Origin of the sequence: Sphingomonas sp. 37zxx, from assembly GCF_000786205.1 — a bacterium.
In the GTDB taxonomy this organism is placed as follows: Bacteria; Pseudomonadota; Alphaproteobacteria; order Sphingomonadales; family Sphingomonadaceae; genus Sphingomonas.
Genome location: NZ_JROH01000072.1, coordinates 1 through 5,688, shown reverse-complemented (window position 1 = coordinate 5,688; position 5,688 = coordinate 1). Strand labels below are relative to the sequence as shown.

The window sequence follows — 5,688 nt, the reverse complement described above, 5'->3', positions numbered from 1 at the left end:
AAACCGTGGGATTTTTCAGCAGCCTGCTAATACGCGCTCGGTCGGTCGCGGGATCATGGCCAACTCGCGCATAAGCGATGACCCGGCGTGCAACCATTCTGGCCTGATGCGCGGTGATGACCGATGCCGGCCCGATCGTCACCGTCCTGAGCCGGCCCGCCATCCGCGTCTGCACTATGTAAACGTTACGGCCAGTCGAGTAGTGACGAATACCAAAGCCGGGCTCGCTTCTAAGCCATGATGTCGTCCGTGGCTTCCCCTTGGGTGAAGCCAAAGAGCCTGAATTAACGCCGACTTCGGCTAAAGCCTCGGCAACAAGCCGTTGGAGTGACAGCGAGGTCATGTCGGTAGCCCGATCGCCTTCGCCAGCGCCCCGGAGATGCGCTGCGCAGCATCGGCGATGACATCATCCGAGAGGTGGGCATATCTCGCCGTCGTTTCGGGGAGCATATGCCCAAGCAGCTTTCCGATCGTCGCAAGCGGTACGTTGTCCATAATCGCGGTCGACGCGAAACTATGACGCAGATCGTGGATGCGAAGATCAGGCATTGAGCATGTTCGCCGGAACGTTGCCCACCAGAATGTCATAGAGATCGGAGCGGTTCCCGACTTATCGGGGAAGACGTAGGGAGAGCCATCGCGTCGGGGGATGTCGGCAAGAACACGAAGCGCCTGGCTGTTCAGCCAAATCGTCTTTGGGCCGCTCTTGCTATCAGGCAGTGCCAGATGCGGAGGCCGGACCCATTCCCATTGAAGATCGCGTATCTCGCTGATGCGTGCCCCTGTATAGAGAAGCAGCCATACGACCGCCACCTGCGCCGGAGATCGCGCCTCGGCGGCCCGCAGCGCCTCCCCCAACCGGCGATATTCGAGCGGTGATAGGTAGCGATCCTTTGCCGCGCGTTTGTAGCGCGGCATCCCTCGGCAGGGGTTCGATCCTTTCGGCCTCAGTTGCAACGCCTCTGCGTATTTGAACAAGCTGGCGAGCACCGGAACCGCCCGATTGAATATCGCCTCGGAGGGCCCGGCACAGTCGTCTCGCCAGCGAGTAACGTCAGCTTTCGTGACGTCGGAAATCGCTATGCCTCCGAACACCGGAGCGAGGTCGCGCCGCCATGCAGCAGCACTGCGCTTCGCGGTCGACGGCTTCCAATACCGGGCGATGTCGCCCCAGTAGAAATCGACATAATCGCTTAGCAAGGGCGCTGCCTTGACGGCCGAGCGTTTGGGCAATCCATCCAACGCCACCTCGGCCAAGAGGCGTCGCGCGTGGAGGCGCGCTTGCACGGCATCGACATCCTCGGTCCGCCCCAGCGTGACGCGCCGCTGCTTGCCGCGATGCCGCATACGGACGACCCAGAAACCGCTGCCACTGGGCCGAACCCGAAGCCCGAAGCCGACAAGCTCGGTATCCCAGATCGTATATTCTTGGGCTTGAGCGGGGTGCTTCCGGCGAGCGAAATTACCGTCGAGGAATGCTCGCGGTGCTAACTTTTGCGAATTGGGGAGCAAATAGGCATCATCGGCCTCCAAAATCGGCCCAGAAAGCGCGGAAATCTGCGGAATTTTGGGGAGCATATAGCCATCGAGAGACCCCAAACTCCCATCGGTTTTTGACGCAAGATTCGTTGAGTTTGTTGGCTTTTTTTCCATGCCTGCACCGTAAGGTGCGTTTGGTGTGCCATTTTTCCACACCGACAAAGGCGATTTTTTTGGCAATCACCGCATCGAATTTCTTGTTCAGGCGCTGGTAGCATGAACGACAAGCGGCCAATATGCTTTGTAACGGGCGTCGGTCCGGGAACGAGCAGCGCAATTGCGCGTCGCTTTGCCCGCACGGTTGGGCCTCTGGGCGTCCATGTCGGCTATGTCGCGATTGATGCTATCATCGACCTTGAATGGACCCGCAAAATGGCACCCGACAAGCCCGACGACTTCTTCTGCAAGCCCGAAGACATCGCTGAGGAGGTTTTTCGCCTCAGCCAGCAGCCGCGCTCGGCATGGAGCTTCGACACCATCATCCGCCCCTGCGGTGAAGCTTGGTGAGCGCGATGCATGATCGCCGTCCGGGTGGCTTTCGCGGCACTCGCACCACCCGTCGAGGCAGTTCGCCACATACGCTAAGAAGGTCGCCCCTGCCCGCTCTTGGCCCATCGCCCGCGCAGCACCCGCGCGATTGCGCTCGCCACGCCCGGTCGCACGAATAGCCAGTCGCGGATCATCGGCCCTGCCTCGGCCCCGATCGTGCGTTTATAGCCGCTGTCGCCCGCGCCCCAATCGACCCGCTTCATGCCGTCATCGATCGCGCGCACCAGATTGCGATAATAGAGTAATTTGCCCGGCGAATGCTTGGCGAAAATTGGCACATAGCTGTTGGCGATGGCGTATTTCAGCGTGCCGACATTCAGGTCGAACGAAAACGCCGCTGGCGCGCCGTCGATCCGCAGCACCGCCGCCCACATCATCTGCGCCAGCACCGGATCCTGCGCCGCTGCGCGCCAAAAGCCACCGTGGCCATCGTCGGTGAATTTGGCATCCGATCCATCGGTACGCTCGGCGATCCAGCTCGCCCGCTCGATCGTCGCCAGCTCGTCGAACGCCTGGCCAGTCCAGCCCTCGCCCGCGACAAAGTCCCAGCCGGGCACCCCGTGCGCCGCCAGATGCTTTTCGTGAAAGCGGTTCTTTTTCAGAGTCGAGCCGCGCGGCCAAGCCCCCTCGGCGCGCGCGCCATCCATATCCAGCACGAAGCTTTCGGCGACATCGCGCGGCATCGCGGTCCAGCCGCGCGCCTGCGCTGCGATCCGCAACAGGCACAGCGCCGGATCATCGTCATAGACCGGCCCGATCCTAAGCGCGGTCATCATCGGTGCCAGCACGTCGAGCAGATGTTCGAACGCTTCAGGCCCGACATCCTGACGCACCGGAAAGCTGCGAAACGGCCAGTAACAGCCCGGCACCGCCGCCAGCCGCAGTAGCGCGGGGCCGAACCGCGTGATCGGCAGCGTGATCACGGGTGCCCCCGCGCGCGACACGATCACCGTCCGCGCCTGCCCGCCATAGGCCGCCAGCGCCGCTGCGAACCAGCCATAGCGCAGGAATCGGTGAGTCTCGCGCGCGCCGCCTGCCACCGTGTCGATCGCCGATGCCAGCCCATCGACGGTCTCGATCAGGTAGGTTGGCGACGAACGGTCGAAATCGGCGGGCAGCATCGGCTTGGTCATAGGCGCATCTCTACCCACAACCGGTTACCAGGTCGTGCCATCGACGAACGGCTTGCCGCAAAGCATGGATGCCCCCACAAAGGCGTTGATGCAATTTTCTCCCGTCATCTCGACCGTCGCCGCGACCATCCAGGTCGCCATCGCCCCGGTGTTCCTGCTGGCCGGGATCGGCGGCATCCTCAACGTCATGACCGGCCGGCTGGCGCGGGTGATCGATCGCGCACGTATCCTCGAGCGGCTGCATCCGCGATCGACCGGTCCCGAACATGATCGCCATGTCTGGGAATTGCGGCGGATCGACCGGCGGATCAGCGTCATCAACGCCGCGATCTTCCTGGTCACGCTCAGCGCGGTGCTGATCTGCGTGGTCGTGGCGTTGATGTTCATTGCCGAACTCAGCAACCTGAAGATTGGCACGATCGTGGCGCTCGCCTTCATCCTGTCGATGCTGATGCTGATGATCGGGCTGCTGTGTTTCCTGATCGAGGTCCGCATGTCGCTGAAGGCAATCCACGTCCGCGCCGAACTGCTCGAACAGGACCGTAAATGACCCCCGCTGCCGAGCGGCGGATCGGGGCGAATCGCGCCTGACCTCTCTCCCCCGTTCGTGTTGAGCTTGCCGAAGCACCGTTCTTCCCTTTTACCCGAGCCGACAGAACGGCACTTCGACAAGCGCAGTGCGAACGGGAGCGGGTTAGCGCACTGCCCCCTCCAGCCCCGGCCCGGCATTCGCCGACGCGGCATAGCCGGGCGCGACCCGCATCTGCCCCGCCTGTTCGAACGCATAGCCGGCGTTCAGCAACAGCCCCTCGGTGAGTGCGGTCGAAAAGAAGGACAGCCCCACCGGCAGGCCATCGACCAGCCCCATCGGCACCGTCAGATGCGGATAGCCCGAAATCGCGGGAAGCGCGCTCGCCGACGGGCCGCTGAACTGGTCGCCATGCACCGGATCGGACAGCCATGATGCGCCATAGCTCGGCGCGACGATCAGCCGCACGTCGCCGGTTTTCAGCATGCCGTCGATCGCGCCGCGTGCCAGTGCCAGCGACTTGGCGCGCGCCGCCTGATATTTCGGGTCATCGACGCCGCCGGTCGCCTGCGCCTGTTCGAAAATCTCCTGCGCGAAAAACGGCATTTCCGCCGCTGCGTTGGCCTGGTTGAACGCGATCACCTCGGCCAGGGTCCGGGTCTTCACCGCTGCCGGCGTGCCCGCCAGATAGGCGTTGAGGTCGCTTTTCAGCTCCATCTTCAGCACGTCGAACTCGGCGGCACCCATGCCCTCGGTCTCAGGCCGCTTCAGATCGACCAGCACCGCACCCTTTGCCTTCAACACGGCAAGCGCCGCATCGAAGCGCGCCGCCAGATCGGCCGACATTTCGGGCCGCAGCACCCCAACGCGAAGACCCTGGATGATGCTGGCGTCCAGCCCGGCGGCATAGTCGCGGCGATGGCGATCGGCGTCGCTGGTCACCGCATCGGCGGCGTCGCTGCCGATCATCGCCGAAAACAGCGCGGCGGCATCGCGCACGCTCCGCGCCATCGGCCCGGCGGTATCCTGGCTATGGCTGATCGGGACGACATGGGTGCGGCTGACCAGACCGATCGTCGGCTTCAGCCCGACCAGCCCGTTCATCGCCGCCGGGCACACCACCGATCCGTCGGTTTCGGTCCCTACGCCGACGACGGCGAGGCTCGCCGCAATCGCCGCGCCGGTGCCGCTCGACGATCCGCAGGACGAGCGATCGAGCGCATAGGGGTTGCGCACCAAACCGCCGACCGCGCTCCACCCGCTCATCGAATTGGACGATCGGATATTGGCCCATTCGGACAAGTTGGTTTTGCCGAGGATCACCGCCCCCGCCGCGCGCAGCCGCGCCACCAACGGCGCATCGCGGCGGGTGAAATTGTCCTTGAGCGCCAGGCTGCCGGCGGTCGTGGCATTTTCGACCGTCTCGATATTGTCCTTCACCAGCACCGGCACGCCGTGCAGCGGCCCGCGCACCCGCCCCGCCTTGCGTTCGGCATCGAGCGCGCGCGCCTGCGCCACAGCCTCTGGATTGAGCGCGATCACGCTGCGCAGCGTCGGCCCCTTGCGATCGATCGCGGCGATCCGCGCGAGATAGGCACGAGTCAGGCGTTCGGCGCTGGTGCGCCCGGCAGCCATGTCGGCCTGCACCGCCGCGACGCTGGTTTCCTCGATCGCGGCACGCTGCGCGATTGCCGGCGCCGCCGCCGCCGTCATCGCCACCACTGCTGCCGTCGCCATCCACCGCCGCATCCGAAACTCCTGATGTAACCGAGGGGGTGCGCCGCCTGATGCCCCCCTGGGCCGCGCGATTGGCCGGGAGGGTGGCTGGCGGCATCGACATTGGCAACCCCGCCATTCCGCCCTGTCCGATTCGTTGGCCCAAGCCCTGTTCAGCGCGAAGCCGGGACGGCGATCGGAGCCGCGAACCCGACCGATTCG

At 64.4% G+C, this 5,688-nt stretch carries 6 protein-coding genes; 2 read left to right on the top strand and 4 right to left on the bottom strand.

Annotated elements, in window-relative coordinates; genetic code table 11:
* A partial coding sequence (locus QU44_RS17980) for an Arm DNA-binding domain-containing protein (protein WP_156141243.1) occupies nucleotides 1–343 on the bottom strand: 343 nt, incomplete at its 3' end.
* Nucleotides 340–1,695 (bottom strand): site-specific integrase, encoded by a 1,356-nt coding sequence (locus QU44_RS16130; RefSeq protein ID WP_231621783.1) that lies wholly within the window; start codon nucleotides 1,693–1,695, stop codon nucleotides 340–342. The genes QU44_RS17980 and QU44_RS16130, both read right to left, overlap by 4 nt.
* Nucleotides 1,696–1,755: 60 nt before the next feature.
* Here QU44_RS16130 and QU44_RS16125 point away from each other — a divergent pair, with 60 nt between their 5' ends.
* Nucleotides 1,756–2,046, top strand: a complete 291-nt coding sequence (locus QU44_RS16125) for a hypothetical protein (protein ID WP_052135002.1) — start codon at nucleotides 1,756–1,758, stop codon at nucleotides 2,044–2,046.
* Nucleotides 2,047–2,120: 74 nt separating this feature from the next.
* On the opposite strand, the gene QU44_RS16120 is transcribed toward QU44_RS16125, so the two are convergent.
* Nucleotides 2,121–3,221, bottom strand: a complete 1,101-nt coding sequence (locus tag QU44_RS16120; protein WP_033923436.1) for a GNAT family N-acetyltransferase — start codon at nucleotides 3,219–3,221, stop codon at nucleotides 2,121–2,123.
* Between the two features lie 88 nt (nucleotides 3,222–3,309).
* Here QU44_RS16120 and QU44_RS16115 point away from each other — a divergent pair, with 88 nt between their 5' ends.
* Nucleotides 3,310–3,771, top strand: a complete 462-nt coding sequence (locus QU44_RS16115) for a DUF2721 domain-containing protein (RefSeq protein WP_033923437.1) — start codon at nucleotides 3,310–3,312, stop codon at nucleotides 3,769–3,771.
* Nucleotides 3,772–3,915: 144 nt separating this feature from the next.
* Here QU44_RS16115 and QU44_RS16110 read toward each other — a convergent pair whose 3' ends face one another.
* On the bottom strand, nucleotides 3,916–5,499 hold the full coding sequence (locus QU44_RS16110; protein ID WP_033923435.1) for an amidase: 1,584 nt from the start codon (nucleotides 5,497–5,499) through the stop codon (nucleotides 3,916–3,918).
* Nucleotides 5,500–5,688 lie beyond the last annotated feature (189 nt).

What these genes read in the sequence shown, in the direction of transcription:
- QU44_RS16125 (WP_052135002.1), top strand. Translation starts at nt 1,756, where the DNA reads ATGAACGACAAGCGGCCAATATGCTTTGTAACGGGCGTCGGTCCGGGA.
- QU44_RS16110 (WP_033923435.1), bottom strand. Translation starts at nt 5,499, where the DNA reads ATGCGGCGGTGGATGGCGACGGCAGCAGTGGTGGCGATGACGGCGGCG.
- QU44_RS16120 (WP_033923436.1), bottom strand. Translation starts at nt 3,221, where the DNA reads ATGACCAAGCCGATGCTGCCCGCCGATTTCGACCGTTCGTCGCCAACC.
- QU44_RS16115 (WP_033923437.1), top strand. Translation starts at nt 3,310, where the DNA reads ATGCAATTTTCTCCCGTCATCTCGACCGTCGCCGCGACCATCCAGGTC.